The 14,391-nt window shown below is 71.3% G+C and carries 14 protein-coding genes; 3 read left to right on the top strand and 11 right to left on the bottom strand.

The window, feature by feature from the left end; all coding sequences use genetic code 11:
* Nucleotide 1 precedes the first annotated feature (1 nt).
* From IEZ12_RS30530 to IEZ12_RS30515, 4 genes are read right to left on the bottom strand one after another with little or no spacing between them, the layout of a single operon-like run.
* On the bottom strand, nucleotides 2–1,363 hold the full coding sequence (locus IEZ12_RS30530; protein ID WP_043915011.1) for a cystathionine beta-synthase: 1,362 nt from the start codon (nucleotides 1,361–1,363) through the stop codon (nucleotides 2–4).
* Nucleotides 1,350–3,089 carry a thiamine pyrophosphate-dependent enzyme gene (locus IEZ12_RS30525; RefSeq protein ID WP_189276605.1) on the bottom strand — a complete coding sequence of 580 codons (1,740 nt, stop codon included), beginning with the start codon at nucleotides 3,087–3,089 and terminating at the stop codon, nucleotides 1,350–1,352. The genes IEZ12_RS30530 and IEZ12_RS30525 overlap by 14 nt, the downstream gene beginning before the upstream one ends.
* A gap of 31 nt (nucleotides 3,090–3,120) precedes the next feature.
* Nucleotides 3,121–4,359 (bottom strand): ABC transporter substrate-binding protein, encoded by a 1,239-nt coding sequence (locus IEZ12_RS30520; RefSeq protein WP_189276603.1) that lies wholly within the window; start codon nucleotides 4,357–4,359, stop codon nucleotides 3,121–3,123.
* A 28-nt stretch (nucleotides 4,360–4,387) separates the two neighbouring features.
* On the bottom strand, nucleotides 4,388–5,512 hold the full coding sequence (locus IEZ12_RS30515) for a sulfotransferase family protein (protein ID WP_189276601.1): 1,125 nt from the start codon (nucleotides 5,510–5,512) through the stop codon (nucleotides 4,388–4,390).
* 275 nt (nucleotides 5,513–5,787) lie between these two features.
* Between IEZ12_RS30515 and IEZ12_RS30510 the strand changes: the two genes are divergently transcribed.
* Nucleotides 5,788–6,786 (top strand): bifunctional lysylphosphatidylglycerol flippase/synthetase MprF, encoded by a 999-nt coding sequence (locus IEZ12_RS30510; protein ID WP_052509654.1) that lies wholly within the window; start codon nucleotides 5,788–5,790, stop codon nucleotides 6,784–6,786.
* An 80-nt stretch (nucleotides 6,787–6,866) separates the two neighbouring features.
* Nucleotides 6,867–7,007, top strand: coding sequence for a hypothetical protein (locus IEZ12_RS30505; protein WP_167349409.1), 141 nt, complete (start codon nucleotides 6,867–6,869; stop codon nucleotides 7,005–7,007).
* Between the two features lie 59 nt (nucleotides 7,008–7,066).
* On the opposite strand, the gene IEZ12_RS30500 is transcribed toward IEZ12_RS30505, so the two are convergent.
* From IEZ12_RS30500 to IEZ12_RS30475, 6 genes are all read right to left on the bottom strand, one after another.
* A complete protein-coding gene (locus IEZ12_RS30500) occupies nucleotides 7,067–8,260 on the bottom strand; it encodes a methylated-DNA--[protein]-cysteine S-methyltransferase (RefSeq protein WP_189276599.1) in 1,194 nt (397 codons plus the stop codon).
* Nucleotides 8,261–8,381: 121 nt separating this feature from the next.
* Nucleotides 8,382–8,717: a VOC family protein gene (locus IEZ12_RS30495; RefSeq protein ID WP_189276597.1), complete on the bottom strand. Its 336-nt coding sequence runs from the start codon at nucleotides 8,715–8,717 to the stop codon at nucleotides 8,382–8,384.
* A gap of 74 nt (nucleotides 8,718–8,791) precedes the next feature.
* Nucleotides 8,792–9,781, bottom strand: coding sequence for a VlmB-like protein (locus IEZ12_RS30490; RefSeq protein ID WP_189276595.1), 990 nt, complete (start codon nucleotides 9,779–9,781; stop codon nucleotides 8,792–8,794).
* Nucleotides 9,782–9,797: 16 nt separating this feature from the next.
* Nucleotides 9,798–10,355 (bottom strand): flavin reductase family protein, encoded by a 558-nt coding sequence (locus IEZ12_RS30485; protein ID WP_268250283.1) that lies wholly within the window; start codon nucleotides 10,353–10,355, stop codon nucleotides 9,798–9,800.
* Complete coding sequence (locus IEZ12_RS30480) at nucleotides 10,352–10,873, bottom strand: hypothetical protein (protein WP_043915001.1); 522 nt, start codon at nucleotides 10,871–10,873, stop codon at nucleotides 10,352–10,354. The genes IEZ12_RS30485 and IEZ12_RS30480 overlap by 4 nt, the downstream gene beginning before the upstream one ends.
* A gap of 42 nt (nucleotides 10,874–10,915) precedes the next feature.
* A complete protein-coding gene (locus IEZ12_RS30475) occupies nucleotides 10,916–12,058 on the bottom strand; it encodes an acyl-CoA dehydrogenase family protein (RefSeq protein WP_189276593.1) in 1,143 nt (380 codons plus the stop codon).
* Nucleotides 12,059–12,224: 166 nt separating this feature from the next.
* Between IEZ12_RS30475 and IEZ12_RS30470 the strand changes: the two genes are divergently transcribed.
* On the top strand, nucleotides 12,225–13,637 hold the full coding sequence (locus tag IEZ12_RS30470; RefSeq protein WP_189276591.1) for a pyridoxal phosphate-dependent decarboxylase family protein: 1,413 nt from the start codon (nucleotides 12,225–12,227) through the stop codon (nucleotides 13,635–13,637).
* A gap of 205 nt (nucleotides 13,638–13,842) precedes the next feature.
* Here the strand turns inward: IEZ12_RS30470 and IEZ12_RS30465 are convergent, their stop codons facing one another.
* Nucleotides 13,843–14,304 (bottom strand): nuclear transport factor 2 family protein, encoded by a 462-nt coding sequence (locus IEZ12_RS30465; RefSeq protein ID WP_189276589.1) that lies wholly within the window; start codon nucleotides 14,302–14,304, stop codon nucleotides 13,843–13,845.
* Nucleotides 14,305–14,391: the final 87 nt, after the last annotated feature.

The raw sequence follows: 14,391 nt of genomic DNA, 5'->3' as shown, positions 1-14,391 counted from the left end.
GTCACGCGAGAAGGGCCAGGAGGTCGTTGACGGTGATCACGGCGCGGGGGAGTCCGGCGTCCACGACGACCGCGGCGCCGGAGTCCCGCAGGACGCCGATCACGTCGGACAGCCGCTGGCCGACGCCGACCGGCGGCAACGGGGCGGACATGCGCAGCCCCACCTCGTCGTCCGGGCCGATCAGGCCCTGGGCGACGCCCGCGGCGAGATCGGACTCGGTCAGCGCGCCGAGGATCTCCGGCAGGCGCACCGGCGCCTGCGCGGAGGCGACGAGGAGGTGGGAGAGCCCCTGCTCGCGCATCAGCTTGGCCGCGCTCGCCACGCGTTCGCGCGGGTCGACGAAGACCAGCGGACGGGAGTGGCCGGGCCGGGACAGCAGCTCGCCGACCCGCAGGCCCTCCCCGGCCGCGTCGGTGAAGCCGAAGCGCTCGGTCCACTCGTCGTTGAAGATCTTCGACAGGTAGCCGCGCCCGGAGTCGGGGACCAGGACGACGACGAGGTCCTCGGGGCCCAGGTCGCGGGCCAGGTCGAGGGCCGCGGCCACCGCCATGCCGCCCGAGCCGCCGGTGAGGATGCCCTCCTCGCGGGCCAGCCGCCTGGTCAGCGCGATGGAGTCCCGGTCCGTCACGGCGAGGATCCGGTCGACCGCCTCCGGGTCGAAGGACCCGGGGATGGACGGCTGGCCGACGCCCTCGACCACGTACGGACGGCCCTCGCCGCCGGAGTAGACGGAGCCGTAGGGGTCGGCGCCGACGATGCGGACCCGCCCGCCGGAGACCTCCTTCAGGTAGCGGCCGGTGCCGGAGATGGAGCCCCCGGTGCCGACGCCGGCGACGAAGTGGGTGATCCGGCCCTCGGTCTGCGCCCAGATCTCCGGCCCGGTGGTGTGGTAGTGGGACTGCGGGTTGGCCGCGTTCGCGTACTGGTTGGGGGAGAACGCGCCGGGGATCTCGGCGGCCAGCCGCGCGGCGGTGCTCCGGTAGGACGACGGGTGGTCGACCGGCACCGCGGCCGGGCACACGTGGACCTCGGCCCCGTACGCCCGCAGCAGCGAGATCTTGTCCGTGGAGACCTTGTCCGGGCAGGTGAACACGCAGCGGTACCCGCGCTGTTGGGCGACCAGGGCGAGGCCGACCCCGGTGTTGCCCGAGGTGGGTTCCACAATGGTGCCGCCCGGCGCCAGCAGCCCCCGCTGCTCGGCGTCCCGGATCATCCGCAGGGCGATCCGGTCCTTGGCCGAACCGCCCGGGTTGAAGGACTCCAGCTTGGCCACGATCGTCGGGGCCAGCCCCTCGCTCACCCGGTGCAGCCGTACCAGCGGCGTGTCGCCGATCAGCTCCACCACCGACTCATGCCACGGCATCGCCCTGGCCCCCCTCTCGCTGTTCCTCGGTGCGGTTCTCCGTCGCCGGCGGCGTGATCCGCCGGTACGGGTTGGCGTGCAGCAGACTGGTGCGGATCTCGACCACGACCGGGCCCCCGGCGGCCAGCGCCTTGGCCAGCGCCGGACGGACCGCCGCCGGGCTGTCCACGGTCAGGCCCAGGGCGCCGAAGGACTCGGCGAGCGCCGCGAAGTCCGGGTTCGCCAGGCCGGTGGCGATCGTCCGGCCGGGGTAGTGCCGGTCCTGGTGCATCCGGATCGTGCCGTAGCAGTTGTTGTTCGAGACGATGTAGACGACGGGCAGCTTCCGGGCGCACGCGGTCATCAACTCGCCGCCGTTCATGAGGAATCCGCCGTCGCCGACGACGGCGACGGTGGGCACCCGGTCGCCGCGCAGCGCGGCGCTCACGGCCGCTCCGACGGCGAAGCCCATCGAGCTGGACGAGATCCCGAGCAGCCGGCCCTCCTCGCCGAACCTCAGGTAGCGGTACGTCCAGCTGGTGAACGTCCCGGAGTCGACGACCACGGTGACCTCACCGTTGGTGAGTTCGTCCAGGGCCGCGACGACCGCGCCGAACACCACGCCGTCGGGCGACTCGACCGGCTCCCAGCGGGCCTTCTGCTCCTCGATCCGGTGCAGGTCGGCCATCCACTGCTCGCGCCCGCCGTCCGGGTCGGACGGGGGGAGGTCGACCAGCTCGCGCAGGAAGGCCGTCGGGTCCGCGGCGACGCCGACGGTGGGCTGGTGGAACAGGCCGATCCGGGCCTGGTCCGGGTGGACGTGGATCAGGCGCTGGTGCGGGCCGGGCGTCGGGAAGCGCCGCCCGGTGGTGCTGGTGTCCAGCCTGGTCCCCACCGCCAGCACCAGGTCGGCCCGTTCCAGTTCGGCGAGTTGGCTCGGCTGGGTGTTGTTGTGCAGGTGGCCGGCGAAGGCCGGGTGCCGGTTGGGCAGCAGGTGCTGGTTCTTGTTGCTGGTGATCACCGGGATCCGGTGCGCCTCCGCGACCTCGCGCAGCAGCCGGCGGCCCTGCGGGCCCTCCAGCCGGGCACCGGCGAGGATCAGCGGACGCCGGGCCTCGGCGAGCAGCTCCTGGATCCGGCGGCTGCTCTCCCGGTCCGGCACGGACGCGCCGTGCACGGTGCGCCGCGACGGGACGGCCCGCGGGTCGGGCAGCGACCAGACGTCCTCGGGGACGGCGATGACCACCGGCCCCGGGGTGCCGGACTCGGCGACCTGCACGGCCCGGGCCACGAACTCGGCCGTGGCGGCGGGCTCGTGCAGCCGCCAGACCGCCTTGGCCATGCCGCCCAGGTGCCGGCCCAGGTCGATCCCCTGGAAGGGTTCGCGGTCCGTCTCGGCCAGCGGGACGTCACCGACGATCAGCACCAGCGGCGTCGCGTCCTCCGCGGCGGCGTGCACCGCGATCGCGGCGTTGGTGGCGCCGGGCCCGCGGCTGACCAGGCAGACACCCGCCCGCCCGGTCAGCTTGGCGTCGGCCACCGCCATGAAGGCGGCGGAGCCCTCGTGCCGACAGGTCACCACATCGACCTCGGGCATGTCGTACAGCGCGTCGAGCAGGGGGAGATAGCTCTCCCCAGCGACGCAGAACACCCGGTCGACGCCGTGCAGGTGCAGGCTGGCCGCCAGCGTGTGGGCGACGGTGCGCGGTCGGTCCGGCCCGCCCGGGGTGGTCACGGCGTTCGCCATGGTGGGACTCCTTGGCCCTTAGGCGCGGGGATCAGCCCGCGGATGGGGTGGACGGCGGAAGGTACTCGGCGGTCGCCAGCGACGGCGGGTAGATGATCGCCGAGTCGTCGAAGCTCTGGCCGTGCTTCTGGTACTGGAGGAGCTGCAGCTCCGGGGCGTTGTGGTGCCAGTGGGCGGGGCCGCGCTCGAAGCGCAGCGGACCGCGCCAGGTCTCGAACTCCATGGCCTCCAGGGCGTCCAGGAGGTCCTCGCGGCTGTCCGAGCGGGCGGCGTCGAGCGCCTTGGCGATGATGGTGACGTCGGTGAAGTGGGTGAGCGCGGTGTCCGGCGGGAAGGTGCCGTAGCGCTCGACGTACCGGTCGATGAACCAGTGCGCCAGGTCGGTCAGGCCGTCCCAGGACGGGCGGTAGCGCATGGCCGGCCACATGGTGCCGACGCCCTCCTCGCCGGTGAGGCGCCAGAAGTCGTCCGAGCGCAGCGGGAAGCCGAAGGTGACCATCATCGGGGTGCTCGGCCGCAGGCCGACCTCCCGGGCCTGCTCGATGATCATGTAGTTGGTCTTGATGACCGCGCCGTTGATGAACAGGTCGGGCTCGAACGCCTTGATGGCGCGCAGCTGCTCGCGGAAGTCGGTGGTGTCGTCCTGGGGGAAGTCGAACCGAAGGAACTCCATGCCGTGCCGCTGGGTGCCGTACTCGACCAGGGTGTCGGCCATCTGACCGCCGAACACGGTGTCCGCCGCGAGCAGGCCGATCCGCTTCATGCCGATCGAGGCCGCGAAGTCCAGCATCACCGGCACGCGGTCGGCGATCGAGAAGTACGAGCGGAACACGTTGCGGCGCTTCTGCGCGGTGATCAGGCTGTGGCCGTTCTCGACGAAGATCGGCAGGTTGTAGCGCTCGGCCACGTCGACCACCCACGGGGTGGTCCGCAGGTGCCACTGCCCCATGGCGGCCACCACGTCGTCCACCAGCGCCAGCTTGGTCATCTGCGCGGCCGAGGACTTGGCCATGCCCTCCTCGGCGGCCGTGGCCTGGTCGTCGTAGAGGACGAACTCGATCTGCCGGCCGCCGCGGGTGCCGCCGTGCTCGCGCACGTACTCGGCGCCCAGGACCGCTCCGCGGGTGACGAGCTCGCCGGCGGTCGGGTCGCCGGGCTCGTTCAGCGGGGTGATGATCCCGATGCGAACGGGGTTCTCCCCGGCGTACTGGTTGCTGGCCGCGATGTTCTCACGGGCCCGGCTCTCGAAGGTGGACTCGGTCGTGGTCACAGTGTCAACTCCCCTGGCATGGTGGCGATCACAGACTGAACTCGGTGAGATAAGGGGCGAACCGCTCCTTGATTCCTTGCTCGGTGAGGCCGAACTCTTGCGGGGTGTAGCGGTGCTTGCCGGTCGTCGCGTCGTTCTCGGCGGCCATGAAGGCCGTCATCCGCCGCCGGGCCTCCGCCGTCAGCGGCACGCCGATGTAGTCGCAGACCCGCTCGGCGGTCCCCAGCGGATCGCCGACGACGTCCCGGAAGCGCAGGTCCAGCGGCGGCGTGCTGGTCGAACTCTGGCCCTGCTTCAGGCCGTTCAGCGCCTCGGCGGCGCTGTCCAGCCAGTAGCTGCCGATCTCCTCGCGGTCCACCGTGTCGCTGCGCGCGGCCCGCACTGTGGCCGTCAGGCTGCACACGCTGGGCACCGCGACGGACGGGTCGCGGTGTAGGCGGATCAGCTTCGCGTCCGGGTAGACCTTGGCCAGGTCGTCGCCGTACCACAGGTGCGACGGGCACTTCAGCAGGACCGGCGCGCCGGGCCGGCGCCACAGCACCGTCCGCAGCTGCTCCTGGTGGAAGGCGTACGCCGGGACCATCGACTGCTCGCGCAGCCACTGGGCGTAGCCCGGGATCCGGTAGCGCAGCGCGTAGATGAAGTGGCGGAAGGAGTTGGCGGTCAGCCGGTGGCACTCCTCCGGCAGGTGCGACTGGAGCAGGTGGATCGACCGGAAGTCCGGAGCCGCGCGGTAGTACTCGGCGATGTACGCCTCGCAGGCGGCCACCAGCTCCTCGTCCGGCGCGGACGAGCCGGGCGCCATGGTCTCCCAGAGCGCCGGCGAGCGCAGGTCCGGATGCTGGGCCAGCAGGTGCTGGAGGAAAGTGGTGCCGGTCCGCAGCAGGCCCGTGATGAACACCGGCTGCACCTGCACCTGGTCCAGCCCGGGGACCTCCCGCGTCATCCGCCGGACCCGCAGCTGGGTGACCAGGGAGGCCACCAGCGCGGCCCGGGCCCGCTCCCGGCCCTGCCGGTGCAGCCCGGCCTCGGCGTCGATCGCGCCGGCCAGCTGCTCCAGTTCCGGGAGGAAGCCCAGCGGGGTCTCCTCGTCGCCCTGGAGGCGACGTGCCTCGGCGACCAGCGCTCCCGGATCCAGGTCCGTGCCCTCCATGGACCGACGGCCCCCGTCATTCTCCGTCATGCCCCACTGCCTTCCGTCGGATTAATCTGGTCGACCGGTGCCGACTCGCTCGACCGGGCCCTCACCGGGCCGGAAACATTCCACTCGCGGTATCGACCAGCTCACCGTAGGCGAATGCACCTGACGGGCCGCTGATGCATAACTGACCAGGTTGACCTCCGGAAACTCTTGCTGTGCTCTTCGGGGCTGTGCGATAACTGGTGGAAAACTCGTAACGCATCCCAGCTTTGAAGGGCGGAAGCGGCATGGCCGATAATTATGCAGAGTCGGACAAGGCGCTCGAGGCAATTCAGAAATACACCGTCGCGGACAACCCGAGCGCATTTCTCGCAGTCAACAGCGGGAACAGCTACTTCAGTTCGCCGAGTTCACCGGGCGTCATCGTCTACCGGCCGACCGGCCGCTACCTCGTGCAGTTCGGCGGCCCGTTCGCACCGGCCGAGTCCAGGGCCGCGCTGCTGAAGGACTTCGTGGCGTTCGCCGCCGAACAGGACCGGACGATCGTCGCCGTGCAGGTCCAGGACGCGGACGCCGAGCCGTATCTCGAACAGGGCTTCACGATCAACCAGATGGGCGCCTCGTACGCCATCGACCTGAGCACCTTCTCGCTGCGCGGCACCGCGTTCATGCAGCTGCGCAACAAGATCGCCCGCTCCCTGCGCAGCGGCCTGGAGGTCCGCGAGGTGCCGCTGGACGACTGGGAGGACCAGATGCGCGCCCTCGACGCCAGCTGGCTCGGCACCAAGGGCGAGGGCGTCAAGCAGCTCGAGTTCCTGGTCGGCCAGTACGGCGGCCACTACCAGTCGATGCGCCGGCTCTTCGTCGGCATCCTGGACGGCAAGCTGGCGGGCTACATCACCTACTCGCCGGTCTACGGCGCGCAGCCCGGCTGGCTGCACGACCTGACCCGCCGCCTTCCCAGCGGGCCGCCCGGGGTGATGGAGGCGATCAACAAGACCGCCATCGACGTCTTCACCGCGGAGGGCGTGAAGTTCCTGCACTTCGGGTTCACGCCGTTCACCTCGCTGGACAAGCGGCCGCAGCTGCCCGGGCACAGCGAGGCGTTCCACTGGTTCATGAGCCACCTGTGGGAGAACGGCGCCGCCGTCTACCCGGCGCAGACCCAGCTCGCCTACAAGCAGAAGTGGGCGCCGGGCATCGTCCTCCCGGAGAACATCGCCTTCCAGCACGGCGCGAGCATCCCGTCGCTGGTCCACATCTTCCGCGCCTGCAACGCGGTCTGACGGCGGGCTCCCGCACCGGCGGGAGCCGCAGACCGGATCGAGAAGGTCACACCGACCGACCAACCCAGGAGGAGGTCCAGATGTCCGAGGAGATCGACGCCGCGGGGCAGCGAGTCTTCGAAATGTTCGGCGCCGTGGCCGCGGCGCCCGACGACCGGGAGACCGGGGCGCTCGCGGACGAGGCGCTCGCCGCGCTCGACGCGCTGCTGGCCGCCCAGTAGCAAACAGCACGCCGGCGCCCGAGGGCGCCGGCGTGGGACCCGAGCGGGGGCTTCCGGACTCAGACCGGGAGCCCCCGCTCGGTGAGTTCCAAGGACTGCCAGAAGTACCACGTCGCCACCGACCGGTACGGGCGCCAGAGCGCGGCCCGCTCCTCGATCTGCTGACGCGACGCCTGCTCGGCGAGGCGGAACACCCGCGCGAAGCCGCTGCGCAGCCCGAGGTCGTCCACCGGCAGCACGTCGGCGCGGCCCAGCCGGAACATCAGGAACATCTGCGCCGACCAGCGGCCGATCCCGCGCACCGACGACAGGCAGGCGACGACCCCCTCGTCCTCCATCGCGCCGATCGCCTCCAGCTCCGGCAGCGCGCCGGAGTCGACCTTGTGCGCGAGGTCGCGGAGGGCGGCGATCTTCGGCCGGGACAGGCCGACCGACCGCAGCTGCTCGTCGGTGGCGCCGAGCACGTGCTCGGGGCGCAGCACGAGGCCCGGCCCGGGGAGCAGCAGCGCGCACAGCCGGCCGTGGATGGTGGCCGCGGCCTTGGTCGACAGCTGCTGGAACACGATGGCCTCCGCGAGGGCGGAGAAGACGCTCGCCGTCGCGTTGAGCTCCATCGCGAAGGGGCCGACGGCGTCGATCACCCCGGCCAGGCCGGGGTCCGAGCCGCGCAGGTAGGCGACGGCCGCGGCGGGGTCGAAGCGGAACCCGCCGGGCGCCGGGCCGGTCGGCAGCGCCCCGGCCTCGGCGGCGCGTTCGAGCGCCAGCAGGCCCAGCTTGGTGGTCACCCCGCCGCTCGCCGAGAAACCGCCGGGCCTGCCGCCGGCCGCGACCACGCGGTGGCAGGGGACGACGACGGCGAAGGGGTTGCGGCCGAGCGCCTGGCCGACGGCGCGGGCGGCGCCCGGGCGGCCGAGCTGCTCGGCGACCTCGCCGTAGGTGAGGGTCCGGCCGGGCGGGATCGACCGCGCGAGCTCGTACACCTGCCGGTGGAAGGGCGACACGCCGGACATGTCCAGGCCGATGGCCGCCAGGTCGCTGTCGCCGCCCCGCAGGTGGAGCGCGATGTCGGCGGCCGCGGCCCGCACGGGGGGCGGCGGCGTCGCCTCGGCCGCTCCCGGTACGGCCCGGGCCGCGTGCTCGCGGGTTCTCTCCCGGTCGTCGCCCGGCAGTGCCACGCAGACCACGCCGCGCTCGTTCCAGGCGATCCCGCACTCGCCGATCGCGGTGTCGAAAAGTGTGAACCCGTGCTTCATGTCCTGTGGATCCCCTCGTCCTCCCCGGCGCACGCCTCGTCCGCCCCGGCCGGCCCGTGGGCCGAACACGGCGGCGGCAATCCGGAGGAACCGGATTGCCGCCGCCGTGGTTGCGCTGTCGTCAGGCCGCGCAGATACAGAACTCGTTGCCGTCGAGGTCCTTCAGGACCACCCAGCCGTCGTAGGCCTGGACCTCGGTGGCGCCGAGCTCCTTCAGGCGCGCGACCTCACCGTCGAGGTCGGCGGTGGAGAAGTCCAGGTGCAGCCGGTTCTTGCCCTCGCGCTGCTCGGGAACGAGCTGCAGGGAAATCGCGGCAGTGCCCTTCTCGGAGGCATCGAAGTACACGGTGGAATCGTCCGCGGAGGACACCGAGAAGCCGGTGGCCGCCTGCCAGAATTCCGTGGCCCGCTTCAGGTCGTTGGTGTCGATGCAGACGTTGCTGACCTGAATACCCATCTATTCCTCCTCAGATGCTGCCCATCAATTCGAACGGGCCGGGCCGGTCCGGCTCGGCCCATTCGCCACTCTGTCTACAGGATGCGGGGTGCCTGTGCACGCAGGAGGTCAATCGCCTCGGGAATCCCCATATACCGCAGGCGAGATTCGGCCAGTTCGTCGTTCCACTTGGCCGCCAGGTCCCAGCGGGACTGCGCGGTGGTGTCCAGCAGCATGGTGCCGGGGAAGAGCTCGAAGCCTTCCAGCACGTCACGGCGCTGGAGCATGCCCTCCTGGAACAGCTCCTCGCGGTGCATGACGAACTCGCGGTCGTTGATCTCGCCCCACAGCTCGCGGCCGCGGTGCAGGATGCCGATCACGTGCTCGCGCTCCTCGGGGTGCTTGATCAGGTGCTCGCGCACGATCGAGCTGCCCACGGCGAGGTGCCGGATCTCGTCGATCGCGGCGCCACGGGCGATCTCGCCGGCCACCGGGTCGAGCACGCCCCACTTGCGCTCGCTGAGCTCGGTGGACGCGGCCAGCACGCCCTCGATGATGATGGCGAACGCCACCACGCCGCCGATGAAGTCGCCCTCGGTGCGGGTGATCTGCTGCGCGAACTCCTTGATCGGCCGCAGCACCTGCTTCTCGTAGTCCGCGCCGACGGTGCGGATCCAGTCCATCAGGCCTTCCTTGGGGAGGCCCAGGTTGAGCAGGTGGTCCCGGAAGATCATGTGGTGCCGGGCCTCGTCCAGCAGCTGGGTGGAGAAGAACTCCAGCTCCTTGACGCCGGGCGCGGTGGCCACGTAGTCGGCCAGCACCTTGGTGGCGGCCTCCTCGTCCAGGGCGCGGTACGCCAGCTCCAGGCGCAGCGCCTCGCGCAGCGGACCGGGCTCCCGCATGTACTCGGGGGTGACGACGTCCGCGGAGTAGCCCCGCGGGCGGCCGGCCAGGGTGCCCTGGGCCACCGCGCTGAACCAGTAGCCCAGGTCGCACTGTTCGAGGGTCAGCGGCAGCGAGCCGGCGCCTTCGAGCAGGCCGGGGGCGTCGTGCCAGTCGGCCTCGACCGGAATGCCGTTCGTCATCTCTACTCCTTCGTCGTCACAGCTGGGTGGTGTGGAAGTTCTCGAGCCCCTCGTCGCGGAGCCCGCCGGCGAACGTGAGCAGCGGAGCTCCGTCGTCGGCCAGGCCGGACAGGACCTCGGCGATGATCAGGTGGTGGTCGCCGATCAGCTGACAGCCCGTCAGGTTGCAGGCCAGGTGGGCGAGACTGCCGCCGATCAGCGGTGCGCCCGTGAGCGGGTCGGCCGTCCAGTCCACTCCGGCGAACTGGTCGTCCCCGCGACCGCGCGAGGAGCCGAACGTCCTTGCCACCGTGGCCTGTTCGGTGGACAGAACATTGACTGAAAACGCACCCACTTTTCGGGCAAGTGCAGTAAACGTGGACGGCGTCCGCAGGCACACGCCCAGGACGAGCGGGTCCCGGGAGATCGGTACGAGCGCGCTCACCGTGGTGCCGTGCCGCACCGTGCCGTCGCTCACGGTCAGGACCGTGACGCCCGAGGCGAAGCGGCGCAGCGCCCGGCGGCTCTCGTCCTGGCCGGCGATCCGATCGTCTGGGGGAAGGGTCGGTCGACCGCTCCCCGGGACGGGGTTCACCGACCGGCCTCCTGCACGAGGGCGTCCGACTCGTCGGCCGCGCCCGGGCCCGGCACGAGCCCGCCGACGCCCTGGGCGCGGGCGCTCAGCCGCGCGGCCAGCTTCGGGTAGAACGGGTCGGTGGCGGGCTCGAACGGGAGGCCGAACGGCTTCAGGAAGTTGCCGAACAGGCCGCGGTCGCCGAGCACGTGGAACGGGATCGCCAGCAGCGCCCACTCCGGCCCCACCAGCCAGAGCCAGAGGCCGATGACCACGGTCTGGGTGATCAGGCTGTGCATGGTGTTGTACAGCACGTAGTACGTCTTGGGAATACGCCCGTCCGCGCTCCGCCGGAAGGCGATGGCGCCCGGAATGTATCCGATCAGGTCGATGTACGCGAACAGCGCCACGAAGGGGATCCAGCGAATCTCCCCGAAGTGCACGATGATCAGGACGATCGACAGCGCGAAACCGACGAGGTACTCCGCGCGGTGCAGCTTGAACGTATTCGGCGACTCGAACGGATTTCTCTGGTCCACGATTTCCTCCCGGGCGGCCGAGGCCGACGGTTGACTGGGTTTTCAGGACAGCCGCAGGGCATTGCCTTCGAAGTACTCGACCAGCTCGGTGGCGAGGCTGCCGCGGGACGGCGGGTGGAAGGCCAGCGCCCGGATCACCGAGGCCAGGTACGCGACGTCGGGGGAGCCGATGAAGGCCATGCCGCCGAGCATCTCGGTGGCGGCGTCCACCGTCGCGGCCAGCAGGTCCTGCGTCGCGTAGCGCGCGACCAGGACCAGGGCGACGGCCTCGTCGCCCTGCACGCCGGCGGCGATGGCGCGGGCGGCCCCCTCCTGGAGGTCGATCGCCGCCTGGAGCCGGACCGACAGCGCGGCGCGGTCGCTCTCGCTGCCCCGCTTCTGCTCCAGCACGCGGCTCACCAGCGTCGCCGCCACGCCGGTGTAGGCCGAGGTGGCCAGCAGCTCGAACCAGGTGAAGCCGTTGGTCTGCAGGTCGTCGAGCCGGTGGAGGTCGTCCGGCGTGCTGCTGATCACCAGCTCCTCCGGCACCAGCACGTCCGTCAGCCGGACCAGGTCGCTCTGCGACGCGGCCAGGGCGGGCGTGGCCCAGAAGGGCTCCACGGTGATGCCGGCGGAGTCGGCCGGGATCAGCAGCAGGGCGAGGTGCCCGTGGCCCTCGTCGTCGGTGACCGCGACGCTGGCGGTCAGCAGGTCCATCGAGCGGGACAGGCTGCACGGCTTCTTCACGCCGTTGACCCGGTAGCCGCCGTCACTGGTGCGCTCGGCCACCACCGAGGGCAGCAGGATGTTCTGGTCGGTCCGGCCCTCGGCCCAGGCGGAGGAGAGCAGCAGCCCGTCCGTGGCGACCGAGCCGAGCAGCTTGCGCTGCTCCGCGGTGAGCCGGTCGGCCGTCTCGGCGAGCTTGAACAGCATGGCCACCGTGAAGTGGTGCATGACGGTGGCCACGCCCAGCGACGGCGAGAGCGCACCGAGCATCCGCTGGACGCGGACCGCTTCGAGCGGGCCGGCGGCCTGGCCGCCGAATTCGGCGGGCACCAGGAGACCGGCCCCGCCGTGGGCGCGGAATATCTCCACGACCTGGCTGTCGGCGGCCTCGCGCTCGGCCAGCGGTATGGCCTCCAGCGCCGCTGCAAGATTCGGTTGGAATTTCTCGCACGCCTCTCGCGCGGACGTCAGAAATCGCATTGGTGGCCTTCCCCCTCAAATCCGGAGACAAATCTGGACAGTCGGCGACGGTTCATGATTATGTCAGCGGCCGACTGACGCCTTCCTGACGCTCAGCTGATCCTGGTATTCCGTGCCGGACCAATCCGTCAGCGTGCGGTCAGCGTCGGTCATTACTTTTGGTGAAATGAATCACGATGAAAGGGCGTTCCTCACCCACGCGGCCGCCCAGGCGATGAACTACCTGGACAGCCTGTCCGAACGGCACGTCGGCGCCACCGCGGGAGCCGACGATCTGATGAAGCTGCTGGGCGGCCCGCTGCCCGGCGCCTCGACGGCCCCCCTGGAGACGATCGGCCTGCTCGCCCGCGCGGCGGCCGAGGGCGGGGTGGTCGCCAGCTCGGGACCGCGCTACTTCGGGTACGTCGTCGGTGGAACGCTGCCCGTGGCCGTCGCCGCGGACTGGATCGCCACCGCCTGGGACCAGAACGCCGGGATCTTCGACCTCGGGCCGGCCGTGGCCACCGCCGAGCACGTCGCCGCCGGCTGGCTCGTCGACCTGTTCGGCCTGCCCGCGGGGACCACGGTCGGATTCCCCACCGGCTGCGCGATGGCGCACATGACCGCGCTGGCCGCGGCCCGCCACCACGTACTGGCCCGGGCGGGCTGGGACGTCGAACGGTTCGGCCTGCAGACCGCGCCGACCCTGAACATCGTCGTCGGCGCCCAGCGGCACCTCACCGTCGACCTCGCGCTGCGCTACCTGGGCTTCGGCACGGAGCAGCTGCACGTGGTGCCCGCGGACGCCGAGGGCCGGCTGCAGGCCGGCGAACTCGAGGGCCTGCTCGCCGGCCTCGACGGGCCGACCATCGTCATCGCGCAGGCCGGCGACGTCAACTCCGGCGCCATCGACCCGATCGCGGAGATCTGCGAGGTGGCCCACCGGCACGACGCCTGGGTCCACGTGGACGGCGCGTTCGGCCTCTGGGCGGCGGCGAGCCCCAAGCTGCGCCACCTGGTGGCCGGCGTGGAGCGCGCGGACTCCTGGGCGACCGACGCGCACAAGTGGCTCAACGTCCCCTACGACTGCGGCCTGGTGTTCGTCGCGCACCCGCAGGCGCACCAGTCCGCGATGCTGCACACCCGCGCCGACTACCTGCCGCCGGGCACCCCGGGGGAGCGGGACAGCATCGAGTGGGTGCCCGAGCTGTCCCGGCGCGCCCGCAGCCTGCCGGTGTGGGCGGCCCTGCGCAGCCTCGGCCGGTCCGGCGTGGCCGAGATGATCGAGGGCTGCTGCGACCACGCCCAGCGGTTCGTCCAGGCCTTCGACGGCGAGTCGCAGGTCGAGATCGTCAACGAGGTCGTGCTCAACCAGGTCCTGGTCCGGTTCGGCGACGACGACGCGATCACCCGCGGCGTGATCGCCCGGCTCCAGGCCGGCGGCGAGTGCTGGTTCGGTGAGACGGTCTGGGGCGGACGGGTCGCCATGCGCGTCTCGATCACCTCCTGGCGGACCACGGCGCAGGACATGGACCGCACCATCGCCGCGATCCGGGTCGCCCTCGACGAGACGCTCCGCGCGGCCGGAAAGGCGAACTGACAGGCTCTCGACCGCGAACGCGGAAAGGGGCGCCCGGCCTGGCCGGGCGCCCCTTTCCGCGTGCCCGACGGCCCGTCACCGCAGGGATCCGGGAGTGTGCACCGGTGGTGGCAGCACGACGACCCCGCAGGGCCGGCGGACCGGGCCTGCGGGGTCGTCGTGCTGGGCCGTGACGCGGGGAGGGTCAGGCCTGCTGCGGGGAGAGTCAGCCCTGCTGCGTGACCAGGGTCGGCTTGGCCGCCTTGGTGACGCGACCGGTCTCGTCGAAGCCGTCGTTGTAGACGAAGGCGGTCGGGATCTTCTCGTGGAACTGGTAGTCGGCCTTGATCCGGCCGTCCTCGTCGAGGATCAGGGTGTCCTGGCCGGCCATCTGGATGTCGCCGGTCTCGGTGTGGACCATGTTCCAGTTGAAGCGCACCAGGTTGTGGTGGCCCACCGCGTTGTACGCGGAGACGAAGCGGTAGCCCAGCGGGAAGTAGATGCCCTGGGTGTACAGGACCTGCTCGGTGAGCGCCTCGTGGCCGACGAACGGGTCGCGCCGGTAGAAGACGTAGAAGGCGTCGTCGGAGTACAGCGCCTTGACCTTCTCCGCCATCACCTTCGCGTCGCGCTCGTTCCACAGGTCGACGTAGGCCTCGGCGAGCTGGTTGGGGGAGGCGAACTTCATGGTGATCTCCTGGTTATCGGTGGATGGTTCGATGGCTCTTGCGTCGAGGCCGTCAGCCCGCGAGTTGCCGGTGCAGCAGCTGCACCA

This window comes from Kitasatospora griseola, from assembly GCF_014648555.1.
Lineage (GTDB): Bacteria > Actinomycetota > Actinomycetes > Streptomycetales > Streptomycetaceae > Kitasatospora > Kitasatospora griseola.
This window is presented reverse-complemented; position numbering and strand designations above follow the sequence as displayed.

Coding starts and splice junctions, on each gene's coding strand:
- IEZ12_RS30530 (WP_043915011.1), bottom strand. CDS start 1,363: ATGCCGTGGCATGAGTCGGTGGTGGAGCTGATCGGCGACACGCCGCTG.
- IEZ12_RS30525 (WP_189276605.1), bottom strand. CDS start 3,089: ATGGCGAACGCCGTGACCACCCCGGGCGGGCCGGACCGACCGCGCACC.
- IEZ12_RS30515 (WP_189276601.1), bottom strand. CDS start 5,512: ATGGAGGGCACGGACCTGGATCCGGGAGCGCTGGTCGCCGAGGCACGT.
- IEZ12_RS30510 (WP_052509654.1), top strand. CDS start 5,788: ATGGCCGATAATTATGCAGAGTCGGACAAGGCGCTCGAGGCAATTCAG.
- IEZ12_RS30505 (WP_167349409.1), top strand. CDS start 6,867: ATGTCCGAGGAGATCGACGCCGCGGGGCAGCGAGTCTTCGAAATGTTC.
- IEZ12_RS30500 (WP_189276599.1), bottom strand. CDS start 8,260: ATGAAGCACGGGTTCACACTTTTCGACACCGCGATCGGCGAGTGCGGG.
- IEZ12_RS30495 (WP_189276597.1), bottom strand. CDS start 8,717: ATGGGTATTCAGGTCAGCAACGTCTGCATCGACACCAACGACCTGAAG.
- IEZ12_RS30490 (WP_189276595.1), bottom strand. CDS start 9,781: ATGACGAACGGCATTCCGGTCGAGGCCGACTGGCACGACGCCCCCGGC.
- IEZ12_RS30475 (WP_189276593.1), bottom strand. CDS start 12,058: ATGCGATTTCTGACGTCCGCGCGAGAGGCGTGCGAGAAATTCCAACCG.
- IEZ12_RS30470 (WP_189276591.1), top strand. CDS start 12,225: ATGAATCACGATGAAAGGGCGTTCCTCACCCACGCGGCCGCCCAGGCG.
- IEZ12_RS30465 (WP_189276589.1), bottom strand. CDS start 14,304: ATGAAGTTCGCCTCCCCCAACCAGCTCGCCGAGGCCTACGTCGACCTG.